Genomic DNA, 16412 nt, shown 5'->3' on the forward strand with positions numbered 1-16412 from the left:
TGGATGATGGGATTTAAAGGGCTATGACCCGTTGCGTACTCCCATCGTACCGAGGCGCTCGTTTTTTTGCAAAGCGGTAATTTAACGCTCTACAGGAATGCTATCGTGCCCCTCTTATTATGAGGTCAGCCAGTTTTTACTGGTTGACCTCTTTTTATGAAATAGGCGTAATAAACGGTAGCCGGGGTTGAACGATCGTGTCTCTGGAAACACATCCCGCTGCTAAAACTGTTCACCCCCTACTTGTAAAAACCATGTTTTGGCTGGTTGGGACTTTAGATCTCGCATCACTTACGATGCTGTGGAACTGCAAGCAGATGTCATAGGGGTTACTGGCAATTATACAATCTGAGAGGATGAATAAGATGAATCCCGTCATTGGCCTGGATATTTCAAAAGGGTAAAGCCTAGGTCAAGCCTTCACTTTTTCTAATCCGTCTTCATAAGAAATTTGGATAGCAATTTCGCCATACTGCCTGCTCAGCAAAAGGAACAAATCCCGCTCACGGATACCGGCGGGATCGAGTCCTCTGAAGCTTCTCGATTTTCGTTATAAATCCACATGCTCCACTTTGCGAATCGATAAGTAAGCAATGAAAAAACCGACAATCCCGAGCATGATGGGTACCGCGATTATGGAACTCAGGGTTGAACCGCCAGAATTAAGTATAGCGACGATGAGAATGGATGATACAATGGTGGTCGACACCGACTTTTTGCGCATACCGAAAAACAAAGGAATTAGCGCCATTCCAGCGGTAGCTGCTGCATTGGTCACAAGTCGAAGCGCTTGATCCGCCACGATATCGGTCGTCAAAGAATCCTTCACGAACTGGAGCTTTTCATTGAAAAAGTAGAAACCGATAGACACAAGCAAATCGGATATGACCACTAATCCAAAAGTCAACGTGCAGACGATAAGTAGTTTAGACAAAAGCAGCTTTTTCCGGTTGATTGGGTACATAAACAGGATAGAAATCGTGTTGTTCCTGAATTCGTCCACGACGATCCTCGAAAGCAGGACGGAAGCATAAATGACAAACGTAGCTTTGACAATCGATTCAATTATAACGAGCGCCTCTGCATAGTCTTTAAAAGCAGGCTGTCCTTCGGAGATATCTGAACTGATGAGCAGGATGAACCCGAGAATAGCCAAATTGGCAATGATCGCTGTTCTGAGGATGCCGCCGAGTTTCATTTTTCTCATTTCCAATTTAATGAGATGCATCATGCTGGCCGCCTCCTTTGATTAATTGCAAGAAATAATCCTCGAGCGAGTGGCTCTTCTTGTTGAAGGAATCTACGGATACTCCGTTCATGATTAAAGCCTTCGCCATCTCACTTTGGGGAATTTTCAGGTCATAGATTTTGATGACGCTGCTTCCCTCAATGATCCGGAAATTCGTCACATTTAATCCATTCTCAAGTATGAAAGTGGCTTTCGTGATGTCCGGAGTATGCAGTTCCATATATTCCGTCTGTCTTCCTCGAATCGTGTCCATCGATACCTCTTCCAACAGCTTCCCTTCACGTATGACACCGATCGTGTCTGCAATCTGCTCCATCTCCCCCAGAATGTGACTTGAGATGAGCAGGGTAATGCCATACTGCCGGCTCAGCAAAAGGAATAAATCCCGCAGCTCACGGATACCGACGGGATCGAGTCCGTTGATCGGTTCATCCAGTATGAGCAGCTCGGGTTTCGTCGATATGGCACGCGCGATACCCAGCCGCTGCTTCATGCCAAGGGAAAACTCTTTAACCCGCTTACGCTCGACATTCTTCAATTTCACCAATTCCAGCGCATCATGGATGGCATTCTTGTTATAATAACCCATGTACTCGCAATGAAGCTCTAAGTTCTCCTGAGCCGTAAATTTCTCATAAAAGATGGGATTTTCTATGATGCTGCCCATTCTTTTCAATACCTCGTACGAAGTGGGCGTCAATTTCTCCCCCAAGATTTCGATTTCACCGCTTGTTGGCTTCACAAGATTCGTCATCATCTTCATCACAGTCGTTTTTCCTGCGCCGTTAGGGCCGAGAAAACCATAAATTTCACCCTGCCGGATGTTCATGCTCACTCCCTTAACGACCTCCATCCCGCGGTAGTTTTTCGTCAACTGATGTGTTCGAAGTATATACTTCATGGTACACTTCCTTCCCCTGTGCTATGTATCTCATTTTATCCGGGGGCTCTGTCTTTTCTATTAATCGATTCTTACGAAAATCTTACTTCTGAGACGTATCGCGAAACAATTCACTCAGCTTTGCAAACCGCAAGGTAAACACCGTCCGTTCATAGGGACTGCTGTTCACATCAATGAAGCCTTCCAGCTGTTCTGTCAGCCGCTTGGCGATGGTTAGCCCCAGACCGCTCCCCTCCGTCGATGAATTCCGGGAATCCTCAAGCGTATACAAACGTTCGAAAATCCGGTCCCTCTCCGTTTCACGTATTCCTTTGCCTTTATCCCATATACCTATATAAGCATGGGTGTTATCATGATGCAGCGTTAGTCCGATAATGCCGCCTTCATACCCGTACCGGATGGCGTTCGACAACAAGTTGTCCAGGATTCGGCTCAGCGCCTCTTCATCAGCGTAAATGAAGATCGGTGCTTCAGGAATCTCGATAGACACTTCAATTCCTTTGCCCTCAAAAATATCGTAATAACTCAGCATATTTTTCCTGCAAACCTCGTTTAGATGAACTCTTCTCCGGTTTATCAGCCAGTCACCGGATTCCAGCTTCGCTAAATCGAAAAACTTGTTTATGAGGCCCGACACTTCCACCGTTTTCAGCTGCGCCTTGGACAATAGAACGTCTCTCTCCTCGGTGGATAGATTACGACTATAGCGGATCGTCTCGATATAGCCGAGAACGACTGATAGCGGTGTCCTCAGGTCGTGTGAAACATTGGAAAGCATTCTTCTCATCGATAGTTTCGTCCGGGCACTGTCCGAGATCATCTCATGATTGTACGCAAGCAACCGGTTTACCCCGATCAGGAATTCCCTTAACTCCTGATCGGCCGTGACGAGCAGCAGCCGTTCATTCGTCCGATCGGAAATGATGCCGTAAAGCTTACCGCATATGTATCGGAGGTTGGTGCTTCGTTCCTTCTTCGCTTTGTATTGCATAACATTCATAAACAACGATAGGAGAAAAATTATGCACAAGAAGATTGTCATTTCACTGATCCCCCAGCTTATAGCCGATTCCCCACAATGTTTTAATGTACCGAGGGGAGGATGGATCAACTTCGATCTTCTCCCTTAGCCGTCGCATATGCACGTTAATTACGTTCTCGTCTCCGTAGTATTCTTCATTCCAAATTTGCTCGTAAATTTGCGCCTTCGTGTAAACCCGGCTCGGATGGATCGCAAACAACCGCAAAATTTGAAACTCCTTCGCAGTCAATTTGATTTTCTCACCATTCTTCATCACAGAGAAATTGTCCGGATCGATAATAAGATCGAAAATCTTTATTGTACGAGCCTCGCTCAAGACATTCGTTTCGGAGGATATCTTAGATCGCCGAATGGCCGCTTTCACTCTCGCCGTCAATTCGATCAGAGAGAATGGCTTGGCCAAATAGTCGTCTGCTCCGAAACCGAGCCCCAGTGCTTTGTCCACATCTCCGTCTTTCGCCGACACGATCAAGACGGGAATCCAGCTCTTAAGCCTTATCTGCTGCAATAAATCCATCCCGTTTATGCCCGGCAGCATTAGATCGAGAATAATCAAATCAAATATTTCCTGAGAAAAAAACCGTTTGGCTTGTTCCCCATCGATAGCTATCACAACCTGATACCCCTCCATTGTCAAGTGCTTGGATACAATCTCTCTTAAGTACCGGTCGTCTTCTACAAGCAATAAGGTCTCTGCCACCGTAACACCTCCTAAATTAGAAATTATAAATGACACTACAATCTTCGAAAATAAACTAAAAAATCCTAGCAAAGTTAATCTTAAAAGAAGTTTATATTCACATGTAAAAAAATTATATTTTCCTTCATATGGCACCTTCATGTTGCCATTAAAAGGTTTTTATCAATTGACGGAGTGCGACACCTGGTCCATAAAGATTCGTGAGCAGACTTCCAGCCTAGACATTTACGAGGTAAAGATTGATGAAGCTGCGGATGGCTTCAGCCCGTACTTCATCTATGACCTCGGCGAAGTCATGTCCCTTTGGGAAGAACTCTCGCAGGAGACCATTCCCGTTTTCATTCGAGCCCCGTTGCCAAGAAGAATAGGGATCTGCGAATTAGACCTTGACGCCATGAACGTTCTCTGGGAAGGCTTAGCAAGCAAACTCTTTTCCGCGATCCGTTGTGGCGGTCTTAAACGTGGCTGGCGGATATTGAATGGCGACCACGCCAAAAGCAATCTCCATCGGGTGGGCGGTCCGGTCCGGCAACTTCACGGCTACGTACAGCGAATCTTGCTTAGCTGCTCCTTTGTTTTGTGTTGTTTCATTATTAAACTATCGTGCCCAGTTAGCTCAAGCTTAGTGGACGGGTGTCCTCCCTGTCACATCAATAGAAATAAAGGAGCAGTGAGGCCACTGATCGGTCCCGCGGCAACGTTGTTTATGAAGTTTCGCTTCTTATTATAACTGTATTGATAATTGGTTTGGCGGGTTAAATGAAGGTGGGGGGAATTGGAGAATTTCTTCGTTAGATAAATTATAAAAATAGCTTCAACTCAAAGAACACGATAGTTTAGGTAGTGTATCACGGCACCTGCTCCTCCACTATCGTGCCAGTTAGCTCAGTGTTTATTAATTAACCTATAAGCAAATATTAAAATTCCAATGATTAAGAAAAACAAAACAAAAAAGTTATCATTGAAACTCGGGTATTCTGGTTGAAATTAGTATTTGTACCATGTGACGCGTAACCAGCCACAATAAACGAATTAGAAATATTAGCCATACATCTTTCAATAGTATAGATTAATCCACTTGAAATCATAAATATTGCCCCCAATACCTTGTATGGATGATTGATCACATATTCCAGCTCCTTATTCCATATTTATAATATTCTCCCTATTCAAAATAAGCCCATTAACATCGAGGAACCTCTGGGGTCGTAAGGGTTCCAAGAAAATATAAATTGAAGCCAATAGGACAAAAATCACGAAAATGATATAATTGGGTACTTCTTTATAAGCCAAGAAACCTATATATTTCCAAATTTACAATGAACTACTTGCAATTGTAACATATACAGAACCAAACGGCTGCATAAAAAGCACTTTCGCGAGAGGTACTGCCGATGCCGGAGGAGACAAAGATGAAATCATACAGGGGCGAGAAGCCACTGCTTAAATGAGCATCATGAACTTCACGATGGTTCCCCAGAAGCGCTGACCGCCATTCAGACGCGACGTGCTAACCAAAATACGGATAATCGTCCCTACCACCGCATCCCCCTGGTCTAAAAACAACAAGTCATGCATGAAAAAAAAGCAGCGGCAGACATGGACGAAAAAAGGTCCTAGATTGCCGTTGCCCAGTTAGCTCAATAAATAATGACTTGTCAGGAGGTGTTTATTCCGCTTTACCAAACACTTAATCTTATTCGAAAATCTTTATCTGATGTAATGTAAGTTAAGTAAACTAAATATAATTCCTTAGCATTCAAATATAAACTTTCTAAGATATCTGGAACTTTACAGTAAACAGTCATGTAAACGCAGTCCACGATGAGTAAAACGAGTTGGCATTCACTGTGAAGAAAATCTTCGAATGTTTCCTGATTGATAACTTGTTTTCCAGTAGGGAAAGCTTTCAAATCCGCATGGATGATTTACTGAGATGAATCTGTTTTGATACATTTAAGCAGTGTTTCTCCATCTATAGTACAATCTGCTGGAAATAACGAAATCAACGTAAATTGCGGACCCCCGTTGACATCATCGCCCAAATATGCGGCACACTCGTCGGGAGTGTGTTATCCACCGAGATGAATCCTTTTTCCGTAACGGCTACGCCAGCTTTCTCCAGCACGAGCGACTCCATATTCGGCTTCCTGCCGGCCGCGACCAGCGTGGCGTCAACCTCGATACGACCGTTTCCGCCATTCTCCTCTTTCACGGTAATAACGGTTGCGTCTTCCCGATCTTGGGATTGTAACCTCCCCTCTATTTCCTCACGCCCTCATGTTGTCCGGGTCTACCCGTGGGTTCTCTTACTATCTTTCTGTATTTCTGGCAAGGGTGAAATCCTGCGAATAAGCAAGCATTCGTGAGAAAAGTAAATCGCACCGAGGGAGTTTAACGTTCATAATGTTTTTATCCCAATATTCCGGTCCTTCGTACTACTTCGGAAGAGCCACATCCCGCCGCGTGTATGCGCCATTAAGCAAAGGCGAGTAAGCCAGGATCGAAAAATCCTCATGGTTCTTACAATAGCTTAACAGCTCTTCATTCGCACTGACCTGTATACCAAAGTCCGCTTCCGGATCAGGATGAAGATACGTATGACGTTGTTGGATGCAGGAATATGCTGCCCAGTTATGGGAACGGCTGATCCTTATGACCTCTTGTACCCGGGAAATCCGATAATTGCTGCAATCGAGCGCCCTGACCTTCCTGGCCAGCACCCGTTGCAATCGATCCAAGTTTCTCGCCTTTCTCCGTCGTCGTCGCCGTGTTCTTCTCTTTAGTAGTGGTAGTCATCCCAACTTCCTCCCTGTATTTGCATGCAAAAAAGCCACGGAAAATAGAAAAAAACATACTTGTCGTAAGTTTAATCCATTCTCCGTGGCAGTTATGTGCCCAAATTTGATTGTTGTCCGTTTCCGGACGCTCCTTCACGTACCGAAAATAAAACGGCTGTGAAAATTTGTGTTCTTCGTAATCTACTTATTTTAGCATCATTAGCCAGTCCGCTTCAAGCGAAATGGACGAAAAGAAGGGCCGGTGGGATTCCATCGGCCCTCTTCTTACACGCCGGAAAACGCGTCTGTGCCTTAATGCATTGCATTGGCTTTGCCCAGGGTGCTCGGTCCCTACCTCCAGCCTATTCCGACATTCTGGCTCAATCCGAACAAATCACCGCTCGGCATGTCTCGTCAGCGGAAGCGAGCCCTCCGGACCCGCCGCTTGGTTTTGCAGGTTGCAGCTTGCCGGAACTTCTTGCTTCATGATATACGTTAATGCGTCACTCAGCGCTTATCCCACCTTACGCGTCACGTTATTTCCAGCAAACGATGGTCTCGCCGGATAACGCATCCGACTGCGGACCACACAAGAACATGACGATATTGGACATATCCTCCGGCTGGGCGATCTGCTGTAAACGCGAGCGGTCCTCTTGGCCAGAAACGGTACGGGTAGCGAGGAATCGGGCCGTATATGTCGGCGCCGGGGAAATACAATTGACGTTGACGTCGAACGGGCGAAGCTGCTCTGCTAAGCTGCGGGTGTATTGGGAAATGCCCATCTTCGCCGAGGCGTAAATAATGCCTTCCCGCACCGGAATGTGCCCGGCTACCGAACCCACATTGACGATTTTACCGGAACGGCGCTCGCGCATATGCAGGCCAGCGAACTTACATGCATACATCGTTGACAGCAGATTGCGTTCTACGACCGAGCGGATGTCTTCCACAGAGATATCGAGCGCGTCGTTCGGGTCCGGGCGCGGCGTATGCCGGCCGATATCGCCGCCGGCGTTATTGATTAAAATATCGAGCGATCCGAGCACCTCAATCGATTGCTTGATCAACGCCTTCACCTGCTCCGAATCGGACAGCTCCGCCGCGAGGAAACGGCTCTTAACGCCATATTGCGCAGCAATCTCCGCCGCCACGGCGCTGCCCGATACCGCCTCGTTAAAGCGAGCGGCGGCATCCTCATTTACATCATGAATAATGACGTTAGCGCCTGCCCGAGCTAAGTCAATCGCGTATTGCTTACCAAGGCCTCTGCTGGAACCGGTTACAAGAGCATTTTTACCACGTAAGTCCATTGTCGCCATCGGAATCACCTCATGGATAATTTAAATTGCAGCCTATTCAGAATAGCGCTTTCGTAAGTTCGATAAGTACGCTAGGCCCGCATCAAGCTCTTCAAGCTCGTAAGCGGCGATCTCCTCCGCCGATGCGCCCTTCTCGAACGGCGTGCGCCAATCGCCTTTCATTCTCGCATGATCCTCGACGAACCTGAGCAGGCGAGTTAATTGCAGCGCCGACCGTTGCGGGTATTCCGTCCAGAAGTCTTCCATCAGCACGCGGACATGCCGTGCTTCCAGGGCGCCGTGTTCGATCGACATCGTAACCTGCGGATTCGCTGCTTGAAAGATCCGAAGCAGTTCGGGGAAATCAATCACCCCTTGTCCAAGCGGCTTCCGTACGAGCCGGTACCCTTCCTCAGACGTGTATATAGCATATTCTTTGAGATGCACATTTTTCACGCACGGGGCTACTCGTCGGAAAAAGTCAGTCGGCTCTTCAGCTGTAGCCAGTGGATTGCCTGTGTCCAGCGTGATCCCAAACTTCTCCGAACCGATCGTTTCGCACAGCCAGAGCAGCTCCTCGGACGCGAGGTCCTGGTGGTTCTCAACAGCCAAATTCGCGCCGGCCGGGTTAGCCGATTCCATGACTTCCTGGAACGAATGTAAAATCGATTGGAGGAACCGCTTCCAGTCACCAGCCATATGTCTGCGGTCGCCGCCGAACTTGGCTCCGCCGACGACCGTTCGTACCGTCAGTGCTCCGATTCTGTCGGCCAGCTGCAGCGCTTCCTTCAGTGCCGCGGGTTCGAAGCCGCCTGCACCTACATTGATAAATAGCCCCCGCTCGCGCGCATAGTCGGCTGCCTCGTCGGCATCGCTATGCTTCAACACATCAAGGGGAATTTCTCCGCCCTGCAGCCCGTATGCTTCCACCGATTGAAGCAGCTCCTTGGCCGTAATGCGCGGCCGGCCAGCCGCTGGGGCAATGCCCATCGCATAGACTGTTCCATTTGCCGTTAGTCCGAACCTCATTCAATACACCTCCCCTAATGATTCCTTATTCTGAAGTCCAACCCCCGTCAATGACGAGTGACGACCCGGTCATAAAGCTGGATAGCTCTGACGCCAAATAAACGATGAGACCGTTTAGCTCCCCCGGCTTCCCCCAGCGCTTGAGCGGCAAGTGATTCAGGAAAAATTGGTTCGCTTCCGGATTGTTGATGACGACCTGGTTCATCTCCGTCGCAAATGGTCCCGGACAGATGGCGTTTGCAGTAATGTTATGCTCGGCCCACTCAAGCGCCATTACCTTCGTCAGCTGGATCAATCCGCCCTTGCTGGAGCAGTAAGCAGACCGTTCCGCGAGTGCAACTTGGCCGAGCATTGAGGCGATGTTAATAATGCGGCCGAACTTTTGTTTGATCATATGCGGTACGACAGCCTTGGCGCACAGGAATGGCGCCTTTAGATTAGTCGTTTGCACCAAATCCCAGCTAGATTCGTCGTAATCGAGAATCGGCTTGCGAACGTTGACGCCGGCATTGTTGATCAGGATATCCAATCGTCCGAAAGTGCCGATCACTTGGTCCACCATCGCCTGAATTTGCTCATAATCGATCACATCGACAGCAACCCCCAGCGTGTCTCGTCCCGTTTCCTTACGGATCAGTTCCGCACTTTCCTGCGCCTTCCGCTTGTCACGGCTAGTGACGGCGACACTCGCTCCGGCATTCGCCAACGCCCGGGCGAATTCCAGCCCCAACCCCTGGCTTCCGCCTGTAATAAGTGCAACCTTGCCGTCCAGCTTGAAATTAGTCATCGTTGGTATATCCTCCATTATTCATGATTGAATTTCATCGCGGGGTAACCGATTCTACCGTTCGGAATTTGTGATTACACCAGTCCAGGCTCTTTCTCGTTCAGATAACTGACCAATACCATCTCGAAAGCAATCTGCCGTCGGCTTTAACACCAAGAGCGTGCAAACGGGCGCATTTGCCGCAGCCGATAAAGGCCACACGATACGATTGGTTCATTCTCAACCCCTCTTTTTATCAACACAATGCTGTGGCGGGAACGTACACAAATCGCTCGAACCGTGCTAATACATGGCTCTTCTGCGTCGGGTGCCGATCGTATAGATAGTCGATAAAATAACCGGGGTGTTCCGAATTTCCTGCGAACATATCATAATGAAGCGGAATGACGGTATCGAAGCCGGCTGCGACCGAGAGCTCTGCCGCTTCCCGATAATTCATGTTGCCTACGATATTCTTTGCATTGCGGAACGGGTCGCGCCCGTTGATCGGTACCATACCGAGGTCTATCGATTCAGCTTGCAACGCTTCGATCAATCCGGGATATACAGTAGTGTCGCCAGCGTGATACATCGTAACGCCGTTGAGTTCCACAACATAGCCTACGAATCGGTGATCCAGCTCATCGTCGTATTCCAACTCTTCATGGGCTGAGGGCAGCGGTTTGACGCGGAATCCCGGCCCATTCCACCACTCATTCGTTCGCGCCAAGATCAGCTTCTCCGGTCGAACCCCGAATTGCAGCATCGATTCCCGGCAATATCCCGGCGCCATATAAACCGGGTCTTCGTGGGCCTCCGCTAAAGCGGAAATGGTGTCCGGATCCATATGATCCATATGGTCATGGGTAACTAAAACATAATTCGCGTTCGTCATTTGCCCCGGCTCAAGCGGTGGCTCAAATGCCCGATACACCGATGGAGTCAAATACGGATCGATGTAAATGACCGTATCTCCCCCCTTGACCGCGACGCTGCACTGGCCGAGAAACCAAATAGCGAGCATACCGAACGGTACACGGGTATCGTCGATCTCTCGGATTAGCGCTTCCCCTATACGTTTGTGTGGTTTGTCCGTCATAAGCCGATCCCCCCGTTGATGTGCAGCTCTGTGCCTGTTACTTGGCTTGATTCATCAGACAATAAGAAGACGGTTCCATACCCCATATCTTCAGGTGTTTGCATGCGGCCAGAAGGAATATGCGACGACGCCTTCTTCTGCAAATCGTCCGGGCTTATGCCCATGTTCTGATGAAGTTCAATTTCCCCCTCGGAGGCAACCCAGCCGACGGTAACCCAGTTCGAACGTATATGCTTGCTTCCATAATGGGCTGCGATGTGGCGGTTTAACGTAAGCACTGCTCCTTTGGAACAAGAGTAAGCGGCCAATTCTTTTCCGCCTTTATAGCCGTTCGTCGAGCCTATATGGACGATGGAACCACCGCCGGTTTTCAGCATCGACTGAATCGCGTACATTGAACAGAAGAAAGCGCCTTTCATATTAACGGCAAAAATCGAATCAAACATTTCCTCGGATGTATCCACCATCGAGCCCCGCGGGAAAATGCCGGCGTTGTTTACAAGACCGTCGATTCTGCCAAACCTGTTAATCGTTTCATCGATCAGCTGCTTGCACGCCGCTTCTTTGCTGATGTCCCCTTTGACAAACAACGCCTCTGCGTTATCGACATCCTTTATCTCCTGTACAACTTTGGCACCGTCTTTTTCATTCCTTCCCCCCACCACAACCGACGCACCCTCTTTGGCGCACATCAAAGCGATTCCCTTCCCGATACCCTTCGTTCCACCTGTTATGACGACCACCTTGCCGTTAAGCCGGCTTCCCATGCCGATCCCGCCTTCCAGTGCATTCGCTCCATTTATTCGCTGTTTTATCCGCTTGTCATGCCTCGATGAGATACGTATTCACAATCGAATCCAATTCGAACTTCGCCAACTCCAAAGCGCTCTTGGCCTCGAAGTCTTCAATAAACAGTTCCAGCGACAAATATCCTCTATACCCGCTTTCGTACAATAACTTAGAATCTAACATCCGATATGGATACCCACCGCCCTGTCTGAGCCGATTTCTCCACGGCTTCCAGCACCATTTGGTTGTTAAGGCCGTCCTCGAAATTAGGCGTCGGATTTTTGCCGTTGGCAATGCCGTTCATCAGTTCCGAGATCAGATTTATAAACGTATGCTCATAGCCGATAATATGGGCTGGCGGCCAATACGCTCCTGCAAAAGGATGGACTTCCTCCTGGCAATTAATGGAGCGGAAGCCCTGCGTTCCGGTCTCATCATCTGCGGAATAAAATTGCAGGGTGTTCATCTGCTCCATATCCCAACGGATCGAACCCTTCGTGCCGTTGATTTCGAAGCGGTTTCCGTTGCGGTTGCCGCCGGCAAAGCGCGTAGCTTCAAAAACCCCGACAGCTCCGTTTTCGAAGCGGGCCATAAATATAGACGCATCGTCTACGTCGACTTTCCCGAGAGCTCCGCTCTTCACACTGGCGCTTAAGCCGCCGCTCATTTCTCCGATCGGACGTTCCTTGATAAAGGTTTCCATCATTCCGTTCACTTCCTTAAACTCGCCTACCAGAAAACGGGCAAGATCAAGCGAATGAGCGGCAAGATCCCCAAGCGCGCCGGTACCGCAAACTTCTTTTTTCAAACGCCATACCAACGGGAAGTTCGGGTCTATAATCCAGTCTTGCAAGTAATTCGCTCTAATATGATAGATGCTGCCGAGTTTTCCTTCGTCGATCAGCTTCTTCGCATATTGAACGGCGGGTACAAAGCGATAGTTATGGCAAATCATGTGAATAACCCCGGCTTTGTTGACCGCCTCCAGCATTTTTTGGGCTTGCTCCACGCTCATCGCAAGCGGCTTCTCGCAGAGGATATGTTTGCCTGCTTGAGCAGCGGCAATGGCAATTTCCGCATGAGCGTTATTCGGGGCACCGATATCGATCAAATCAATATCGTCTCGTTCGATCAGCTTGCGCCAATCGGTTTCGTACGATGCCCAACCCAGCTTCTGGGCAGCCGCCTTCACAGCTCCCTCGTTGCGTCCGCAAATCGCCTGCATCACCGGAATGCCGTCGCTGTCAAAAAAGAATGGCACGTCCCTGTATGCGTGGGAATGGGCCTTGCCCATGAATTTATAGCCAATCATGCCAATCCGGATTTGTTTTTTGCTCATCGTCATATGTCCTCCTTGAATTTCTTCTTCACAGAAGCCCACTGAGCTTGGGGAACCACATCAACAACCGCTTTTATTGTCATCTTGCCAAAATCGATAGCCGGTACATCCTCGAAGGACAACCGGTTCGTCTGGAGCATGCCCAGCATGCCTGGATAATGGCTCTCGATGTCGCGAAGACGATGGATGGCAGCCGTAAAATCGCGATACGACGCATTGACGGAGCCAATGATACACTTATTTTTGATGACCATTTCCTGATACGTCAAATCGCTCGGCAAATCCAGTCGGCCGCTGCCGGGAGTAATGCCGAGAAGCGCGAGGATTCCGTTATTGTTCACCAGTGGGATCGCCTCGTAACCGAGAGGCGCATGCCCGGTGCATTCCCAAACCATATCAAAGCTTATGCCCAATTGTTTCGAGTATGCGGTTAAACCGGACAAGAATGCGTCTTCGGCGGAGGGTTCAGCTTCCCGGTAATGTGCTCCGATGCGGCAAATGATGTCCGCGTTCATGCTTGCAGAGTCAGATTTGGACCAAACGTACGTGTCAAGGCCGAGCACTCTGCATGTCAACGCCGCCAAAATGCCCAAAGGCCCGGAACCTAAAATAAGCACCGTCCGGGGCTGCCATATCATGCGCTGCTGAATCTTTAAGGTTTGCGTATATACTTTTTCCACGATGCTTTGCGGTTCGACAAAAACCCCGTACGGCAGGCACTCATCAGGAACTTTAACAACATATTTTGAATGCTCCGCTACATACTCGCACAGATAGCCGTCCGCACCTGTTATCCCCCGTTCCGTGTAACGGCCGGTTTGGCAAAAGTCTTGCTGAGCGCTGCGGCAATTGACGCACGCTTCCTCACCGCAAGGTCTCCTTACAAGGGCCGTAACCAGATCACCGCGGGATAGTCCGGACTCGGATCCGGCTTCCTCGATAACGCCCAACAGCTCGTGACCGATTACCATTTCCGATCTGCCTTCGGGGTATCTGGCAAAGTTGTCTACGATGATCTCCCGGTCCGTTCCGTCGAGTCCGACGCAAAGCACCCGAATCAAAACGTCCTGCGGACCAGTCAAATCCGGCTTCGGGATATCCGCCAACGACACTGTCGCCTGACTCTCTCCGCCGCTGATCGTAATCGCTTTCAAAATCATCACTCCCTTAATCCGAATGCCATCCCTTTATCCGTCTGCAAATCTCTGTAATGTTGCCAAAAAGACTGCCGTCTGGCAGCCTGAATGACATGGAGCGTTTGTTTTATTTGGGCCTTAAAAAGGAAGCGCTCACAAAACCGCTTAAAGACATTATCCTCCTCCCGTTGCTTTAGGTTCTATTTAAATTGTAACAGCACCTTCATCATATTATTGGGATAGCTCATTGTAAAGAAATGTATTTAATGTTTCATTACTGTTATTCAAAACGAGTCTGAAAATAACAAAGCGATCCAAATTCAGCTCTCATTGTATATCATTCGTTGGACAATCTCATCCTTTGACGGAACCGATCAAGGCTCCTTTCACAAAATGCTTTTGCAAAAACGGATAGACGATCAAAATTGGAATTGTGGATACCATAATTGCAGCCATGCGAATCGTAAATACATTCACCTGGTTTTGAAAGCCGATGGAAAGTCCCGACTGCCCGGCTGCAGCGCTCGTGTTGCTGATTAAATCATTGAGCACCAACTGCAGTTGCCACATATTCTTTTCCGTCATATAAAGGAGGGAGCTGAAGAAATCATTCCAGTATCCGACGGCGATAAACAAGGAGATCGTCGCAATAACGGCATTGGACAGCGGGAGCACGATACGGAAAAATACAGTCAAATCGCCCGCCCCATCGATCTTGGCCGCCTCCTCCAGCTCATCCGGTATGCCGCGGAAGAAGCTCAGCATGACAAAAATGTTCCATGCCCCCATTGCATTTGGCAGAATCAGCGCCCAGTAGGAATCGATCATGCCCAACCCTTTGACCAGAAGATACGTAGGGATCAGCCCGCCACTGAACAGCATCGTGAACAGAATGAGCAGCGCAAAGGTCTTCTGCCCGCGCAGCCGCTTTCTGGAGAGGGCATAGGCCGTCGTCGCGGTGAATAACGTCCCGATCAGCACGCCGCCCAAGGTCGAGATAACCGTCACCTGAAAGCCGGTCAGCAGCGAAATATTTTGCAATACCGCCTTGTAAGCGTATAACGAGAAGCCTTCAGGCTTCAGAAAAAGTCCGCCGCCCATTGTCTTTTCCGGTTCGCTTAACGAGCCCATGACGATATACCAAAACGGGTAGATCATCGCAACCATCAGCAAAATAAAAAACATATAATTCAGCACATGGAACAACCGTTCACCCTTCGATAATCCAATCAAGTCCCCACCTCCTACCAGAGCCCGTCTTGTCCGAATTTCTTCACGATTTTATTGGCCGATACGATTAAGATCATCGCAATCAAAGACTTAAATACGCCAGCCGCGGTTGCATAGCTGTAATTGGCGTCGGCAATCCCCACCCTGTAGACGTAAGTATCGATAATGTCGCCGACATCGTATACGAGCGGGCTGTACAGCAGGAAGATTTGCTGAAATCCAGCTTCCAGAATGTTGGCCAAACTGAGGATAACGAGAATGATAATAACAGGCCGAATCGCCGGAAGCGTCACATGCCACATCTGCTTCGCTTTATTCGCCCCGTCCATTCGTGAGGCCTCGTACAGCTCCGGGTTTACTCCCGACATGGCCGCCAGATAAATGATCGTTCCCCATCCTACTTCCTTGTACAGATCGCTCACCACGAGAATGGAACGGAAGTAATCCACATTGATGAGAAAATCGATCGGCTTTCCGCCGGCGCCTTTGATTATATAATTGACCAGGCCATCGACTGGGTTGAGGAAGGTAATGAGGATGCCGGAGAAAATGACCCACGACACAAAATGGGGCAAATAAATAATCGATTGCGTTATCCGTTTAAAGACCATGTTCTTTAATTCATTGAGCAGCAGGGAAAGGATGATGGGAACGGAAAAGCCCGCCGCCAGCTTATACACACTGATCACCAGCGTATTGCGCAATATCTCGTAGAAATCAGGCGAATGGAATAACTTGTTGAATTGCCCGAAACCGACCCATTCACTGCCCTTTATTCCGTTATAAATATTGTAATCCTGAAAGGCGATGACGATGCCGTACATCGGGGCGTAGCGAAAGACAAAAATCAGAAGCATGCCGGGCAATAACAGCAGATACAAGTACCTGTCGCGCAAAATGTCCTTCCACAATTTCCGTTGACTGGAAGAACCCATATTTGTCCGGGCCAAGGTTTTTGCAGAGGTTTTCATTTGGACACCTCATCTCTTCTTGAAATGGAAGAGAAGCTCCGGCCCGGAGCTTACTCTTCACCTTTTTGCCATTAAACTTT

General features: G+C 48.6%; 18 protein-coding genes and 1 pseudogene. All 19 read right to left on the reverse strand.

From position 1 onward, the window contains the following. Positions 1 to 550: 550 nt before the first annotated feature. A complete protein-coding gene (locus AC0YNV_RS38840; protein ID WP_475772812.1) occupies positions 551 to 1231 on the reverse strand; it encodes an ABC transporter permease in 681 nt (226 codons plus the stop codon). Next, positions 1215 to 2150 (reverse strand): ABC transporter ATP-binding protein, encoded by a 936-nt coding sequence (locus tag AC0YNV_RS38845; RefSeq protein WP_475772813.1) that lies wholly within the window; start codon positions 2148 to 2150, stop codon positions 1215 to 1217. The genes AC0YNV_RS38840 and AC0YNV_RS38845 overlap by 17 nt, the downstream gene beginning before the upstream one ends. Before the next feature lie 82 nt (positions 2151 to 2232). Next, the gene (locus tag AC0YNV_RS38850) at positions 2233 to 3192 is read right to left on the reverse strand and encodes a sensor histidine kinase (RefSeq protein ID WP_475772814.1); all 960 of its coding nucleotides are present in this window, start codon (positions 3190 to 3192) and stop codon (positions 2233 to 2235) included. 1 nt (position 3193) lies between these two features. Then, the gene (locus AC0YNV_RS38855) at positions 3194 to 3892 is read right to left on the reverse strand and encodes a response regulator transcription factor (RefSeq protein WP_475772815.1); all 699 of its coding nucleotides are present in this window, start codon (positions 3890 to 3892) and stop codon (positions 3194 to 3196) included. Positions 3893 to 4054: 162 nt separating this feature from the next. After that, a pseudogene (locus tag AC0YNV_RS38860) lies at positions 4055 to 4271 on the reverse strand (transposase); the annotation flags it as partial. Between the two features lie 1300 nt (positions 4272 to 5571). Next, on the reverse strand, positions 5572 to 5805 hold the full coding sequence (locus tag AC0YNV_RS38865) for a DUF2691 family protein (RefSeq protein ID WP_475772816.1): 234 nt from the start codon (positions 5803 to 5805) through the stop codon (positions 5572 to 5574). Positions 5806 to 5897: 92 nt separating this feature from the next. Next, a complete protein-coding gene (locus tag AC0YNV_RS38870; protein ID WP_475772817.1) occupies positions 5898 to 6107 on the reverse strand; it encodes an FAD-dependent oxidoreductase in 210 nt (69 codons plus the stop codon). A gap of 223 nt (positions 6108 to 6330) precedes the next feature. Continuing rightward, a complete protein-coding gene (locus tag AC0YNV_RS38875; protein ID WP_379219603.1) occupies positions 6331 to 6570 on the reverse strand; it encodes an aldo-keto reductase family protein in 240 nt (79 codons plus the stop codon). Then, positions 6527 to 6691, reverse strand: coding sequence for a hypothetical protein (locus AC0YNV_RS38880; RefSeq protein WP_475772858.1), 165 nt, complete (start codon positions 6689 to 6691; stop codon positions 6527 to 6529). Before AC0YNV_RS38880 ends, AC0YNV_RS38875 begins: the two co-directional genes overlap by 44 nt. A gap of 517 nt (positions 6692 to 7208) precedes the next feature. After that, positions 7209 to 7994, reverse strand: coding sequence for an SDR family NAD(P)-dependent oxidoreductase (locus tag AC0YNV_RS38885; RefSeq protein ID WP_475772818.1), 786 nt, complete (start codon positions 7992 to 7994; stop codon positions 7209 to 7211). A 33-nt stretch (positions 7995 to 8027) separates the two neighbouring features. Further along, a complete protein-coding gene (locus AC0YNV_RS38890; protein WP_475772819.1) occupies positions 8028 to 9002 on the reverse strand; it encodes a sugar phosphate isomerase/epimerase family protein in 975 nt (324 codons plus the stop codon). Positions 9003 to 9027: 25 nt separating this feature from the next. Beyond that, positions 9028 to 9789 carry an SDR family NAD(P)-dependent oxidoreductase gene (locus AC0YNV_RS38895; protein ID WP_475772820.1) on the reverse strand — a complete coding sequence of 254 codons (762 nt, stop codon included), beginning with the start codon at positions 9787 to 9789 and terminating at the stop codon, positions 9028 to 9030. Positions 9790 to 10024: 235 nt separating this feature from the next. Then, entirely contained in the window at positions 10025 to 10867 is an 843-nt protein-coding gene (locus AC0YNV_RS38900; RefSeq protein ID WP_475772821.1) for an MBL fold metallo-hydrolase, read from the reverse strand. Then, positions 10864 to 11634 (reverse strand): SDR family NAD(P)-dependent oxidoreductase, encoded by a 771-nt coding sequence (locus tag AC0YNV_RS38905; protein ID WP_475772822.1) that lies wholly within the window; start codon positions 11632 to 11634, stop codon positions 10864 to 10866. The genes AC0YNV_RS38900 and AC0YNV_RS38905 overlap by 4 nt, the downstream gene beginning before the upstream one ends. Before the next feature lie 55 nt (positions 11635 to 11689). Next, on the reverse strand, positions 11690 to 11839 hold the full coding sequence (locus AC0YNV_RS38910; protein WP_475772823.1) for a hypothetical protein: 150 nt from the start codon (positions 11837 to 11839) through the stop codon (positions 11690 to 11692). Next, a complete protein-coding gene (locus AC0YNV_RS38915; RefSeq protein ID WP_475772824.1) occupies positions 11826 to 12995 on the reverse strand; it encodes a Gfo/Idh/MocA family protein in 1170 nt (389 codons plus the stop codon). The genes AC0YNV_RS38910 and AC0YNV_RS38915 overlap by 14 nt, the downstream gene beginning before the upstream one ends. Before the next feature lie 2 nt (positions 12996 to 12997). Next, complete coding sequence (locus tag AC0YNV_RS38920; protein ID WP_475772855.1) at positions 12998 to 14155, reverse strand: glucose 1-dehydrogenase; 1158 nt, start codon at positions 14153 to 14155, stop codon at positions 12998 to 13000. Positions 14156 to 14485: 330 nt separating this feature from the next. Then, complete coding sequence (locus tag AC0YNV_RS38925; protein WP_379114360.1) at positions 14486 to 15364, reverse strand: carbohydrate ABC transporter permease; 879 nt, start codon at positions 15362 to 15364, stop codon at positions 14486 to 14488. 11 nt (positions 15365 to 15375) lie between these two features. Next, a complete protein-coding gene (locus tag AC0YNV_RS38930) occupies positions 15376 to 16332 on the reverse strand; it encodes an ABC transporter permease (protein WP_475772825.1) in 957 nt (318 codons plus the stop codon). Positions 16333 to 16412 lie beyond the last annotated feature (80 nt).

This window comes from Paenibacillus sp. JT31N11, from assembly GCF_056269285.1.